Genomic DNA, 4015 nt, shown 5'->3' on the forward strand with positions numbered 1-4015 from the left:
TCGGTATTGTCGCAGTGCCGATCCATCCGCACCGCCAACGTCTTCAGCCCGCGCAGCACCAGCCATGAATCGAACGGCCCGGCGACGGCCCCGATGGCGTTCTGGTGATAGGCGAGGTCGTCGCCGAGGGCGGGATCGGCCGCGACCAGCGCTCCGCCGACGACGTCGGAGTGGCCACCGCAATACTTCGTCGTGGAATGGACCACGACGTCGGCGCCGAGTGCCAACGGACGCTGCAAGTACGGTGTCGCGAAGGTGTTGTCCACCACGAGCAGCGCGCCGGCCTGGTGAGCGACTCCCGCAAGCGCGGCTATGTCAGCCACGTTCAGCAGCGGGTTGGTCGGCGTCTCGACCCAGACCACCTTCGTCTCGGGCCGCAGCGCAGCCCGAACCGCGTCGACGTCGGAGACCGGTACCGGCGTCCACGTCACGCCCCACCTCTCGACGACCCGGCTGATCAGGCGGTACGTACCGCCGTACGCGTCGTCCGGGATGATGAGGTGGTCACCCGGACTGAGCACCGTCCGGAGCAGCGTGTCCTCGGCCGCCATTCCGCTGGCGAAAGCAAGGCCCCGCGCGCCGTCCTCCAGGGCGGCGATGCACTCTTCCAGCGCCGTGCGAGTGGGGTTGGCGGAGCGACTGTACTCGTAGCCCTCGCGCAGACCACCGACGCCGTCCTGCGCGTACGTGCTGGTGGCGTATATGGGCGGGATCACCGCTCCGGTCCGCGGGTCTGGCTCCTGTCCGGCGTGAATGGCTCGCGTCTCAAATCCGTGCACGAGTGGACACTACGCCGCCAACGCCCGGCCGCGCACCTCGTTCGTCGATGGTGAGCCGGGGTAGCAGTAGGTGGACGAGCGGGCCGATGCTCACGGCGTAGAACACGGTGCCCACGCCGACGGTGCCACCCAGCAGCCATCCGGCCAGCAGCACCGTCGCCTCGATCGATGTCCGTACCATTCGGACGGAGCGGCCTGAACGGCGGACCAGGCCGGTCATCAGGCCGTCCCGCGGCCCGGGGCCGAACCGCGCACCTATGTAGGCGGCCGTCGCCACGGCGTTCAGCACCACACCAGCCACCATGAAGCCGATCCGCACGGCAAGGAGATCGGGCTGGGAAATCGCCCACAGCGACGCGTCGACCGCTAGGCCGATCACAACGACGTTGCTGACCGTGCCGAGCCCTGGCCGCTGCCGCAACGGCACCCAGGCGAGCAGCACGACAGCACCCGTGGCGATCGTCACGATGCCGATCGAGAGCGGGGTGCGGCTCGCGACGCCCTGGTGCAGCACGTCCCACGGGTTAAGGCCGAGGGCGGACTCGATCATCAATGCCATGCTGAAGCCGTAGAGGACGAGCCCGAGATAGAGCTGGACGAGCCGACGCATCAGCCTGCGCTCGGGTGCGGCACCCGGGGAGACACCGGCCCCGGGGACTCCCACCGCGGAAGCCGAGGGAGGTTCCGGCGATTGGATCGGCTCCCCGGCACGGGCGGACCGGGGCAGGCGGAGAAGCGAATGACTGCGCACCATGTCATCGTGGGCGAGATTGGACTGTTATTCCATAGCCACTTGTGCAAAAGTGGCATCATGCAGACCGTCAGCGGCCATCAACTTGCTCGGGCACTCGGTGAGTGGCACCGGCACGATTCCAGCCGGCCGGCCTACGTCCGCCTTGCGGCGAGCGTCAGGATGCTGATTCTCGACGGCAGGATCTCCCTCGAGACGCGGCTGCCCGGCGAACGTGAACTCGCCTCCGCGCTCGGCGTCAGCCGTACCACCGTCACCGGCGCATACGACCTGCTGCGCAGCAACGGCTATGCACACAGCAGGCAGGGCTCCGGGACCCGGACGGCCTTGCCGGCGTCGAGGCACGACGATTCTGCAGGAGCGTACTGGGCGCCGTTCGGTCCCGACGGCTCGCAGGTGCTCGACTTCGCCCATGCGGCGCCCGAAGCGCCGTCAAACACATTGCGCGAGGTGTACGGCGCTGTCGCCGATCGGTTACCCGGGCACCTGGCAGGGTCTGGCTATAACCTGTTCGGCATCCCGGAATTGCGAGCCGCGGTAGCCGAGCGCTTCACATCGCGTGGCCTCGCCACCACGCCGGAGCAGGTCCTCATCACGTCGGGAGCGCAGCACGCGTTCTCCCTCGTCCTGTCTCTGCTGATCCACGCCGGCGACCGGGTACTGATAGACCATCCGACGTACCCGAACGCGATCGACGCCATCCGGCGCCGGGATGCCCGTCCGGTACCGGTCGCACTCACCGACGACGGCTGGGATGTCGACGCCTTCGCGGCCTCGGTGCGGCAGACCTCACCCGGCCTCGCTTACCTGGTGCCGGACTTCAACAACCCGACCGGCCACCTGGCCGACGACGACGTACGAGGTCGGCTCGCCGCCCCGCTGCTTCGTAGCCGGACGATGACCGTCATCGACGAGACCCTCACCGACCTGCGATTGGACGATGCCCCCATGCCGGCGCCGTTCGCCAGCCACCTGACCAGCGGGCTCGCGATCACCATCGGCAGCACAAGCAAGACGATATGGGGTGGGCTTCGAGCCGGGTGGATCCGTGCGGACGCGTCGATCATCCGCCGTCTGGCAGCGGTCCGGGCGTCGTTCGACATCTCATCACCCGTGCTGGACCAGCTGATCGCCGTCGAGCTGCTGAACCGGATCGACGACGAGCTCGTGGCACGACGACGGGAGCTCAGGCACCGTCGGGACACGTTGGTCGATGCCCTCACGCAGACGTTTCCGGGCTGGCACGTGCGGGTGCCCGGCGGTGGCCTGGTCCTTTGGTGCGACATCGGCGATGCGGTATCGAGCCGTCTGGCGGCCGCCGCTGAGCGCTACGGCGTGCGGCTGGCAGCCGGCCCTCGTTTCGGTATCGACGGCGCGTTCGAACGTCGACTACGTCTGCCGTACACCCTGCCCGCCGACGTACTTCAGCACGCCGTCCCGCTGATCGCACAGGCGCATACCGCGGTCACCGACCAGGCGCCGCGTCCGCCCGACAGCTTCGGAGATCTCGTTGCGTGACGCGACCGCGCCGGGCGGCGTCCAGCACGGCCGGGAGGAACATTCGGCGACCGCGCTATGTTGGAGCAGAGTGGAGATCGTCCATGATCATGAACACTTTTCGTTCATATAGCACGGCAAGTGTTCATGATCATGGGCTCAGGTGTTTCGTGAGAGGTGATTCGGTTGTCCGTGTTCGGTCTGTCCGCCAAGACCCGTCAGGTCGGCGCCGACGAGGCGCTCCCCGGGCGCGACGCCCGTCCGTTCTCGCTCACAGGCACACACACGGTCCTCGGCACGCGGATCGACGCCGAACCACCGGCCGGTCACGAGGAAGTAGTCTTCGGCATGGGCTGCTTCTGGGGCGCTGAACGAGAGTTTTGGCAGCTCCCGGGGGTCTGGACCACGGCCGTCGGATACGCCGGTGGGCATACACCCCACCCGACGTACGAGGAGGTCTGCAGCTCGCAGACCGGGCATGCCGAAGTGGTCCGCGTCGTCTTCGATCCCGCCCGCATCAGCTACGCCGATCTGCTCAAGACGTTCTGGGAATCGCACGACCCCACGCAGGGCATGCGGCAAGGCAACGACGTCGGCACGCAGTACCGCTCGACGGTCTACTGGACGACCGAAGCACAGCGCGACGCCACTCTCGCCGCCCGCGATGCTTACGCCCGCCGGCTCTCCGACGCCGGGATCGGAGAGATCACCACGGAGATCGCAGAGCTCGGCGACTTCTACTATGCCGAGGACTACCACCAGCAGTACCTCTCCGACGCGAAGAACCCGAACGGCTACTGCGGCCTAGCCGGTACCGGCGTCGCCTGCCCGGTCGGTGTCCTCCCCGCCGACGGCTAGCCAAGGGCGGAGCGTCAGTCACGTAGCCAGGCACGGCCACCTAAGTGGTCCGCGCCGTAAGTCCGTCGGGTGTTAGTCGGTCTGCCAGGCGGTGTGGTCGTTGAGGTAGAGCCCGCAGGCGCAGTCGAGG

4 protein-coding genes are annotated in these 4015 nt (G+C 67.9%); 2 read left to right on the forward strand and 2 right to left on the reverse strand.

Annotation, left to right across the window (positions count from 1 at the left end):
* The coding region (locus tag ELR45_RS34050) for an aminotransferase class I/II-fold pyridoxal phosphate-dependent enzyme (protein WP_240760345.1) at positions 1–779 on the reverse strand (779 nt) is incomplete at its 3' end.
* Positions 766–1389, reverse strand: a complete 624-nt coding sequence (gene yczE / locus ELR45_RS34055; protein ID WP_129670243.1) for a membrane protein YczE — start codon at positions 1387–1389, stop codon at positions 766–768. The genes ELR45_RS34050 and yczE, both read right to left, overlap by 14 nt.
* Before the next feature lie 201 nt (positions 1390–1590).
* Between yczE and yczR the strand changes: the two genes are divergently transcribed.
* Both yczR and msrA read left to right on the forward strand, forming a co-directional pair.
* Positions 1591–3048 (forward strand): MocR-like transcription factor YczR, encoded by a 1458-nt coding sequence (gene yczR, locus ELR45_RS34060; protein WP_129670242.1) that lies wholly within the window; start codon positions 1591–1593, stop codon positions 3046–3048.
* 171 nt (positions 3049–3219) lie between these two features.
* Positions 3220–3885, forward strand: a complete 666-nt coding sequence (msrA, locus tag ELR45_RS34065) for a peptide-methionine (S)-S-oxide reductase MsrA (RefSeq protein ID WP_129670244.1) — start codon at positions 3220–3222, stop codon at positions 3883–3885.
* The last annotated feature ends 130 nt before the right edge of the window (positions 3886–4015 follow it).

This window comes from Phytoactinopolyspora endophytica (assembly GCF_004138495.1).
Lineage (GTDB): Bacteria > Actinomycetota > Actinomycetes > Jiangellales > Jiangellaceae > Phytoactinopolyspora > Phytoactinopolyspora endophytica.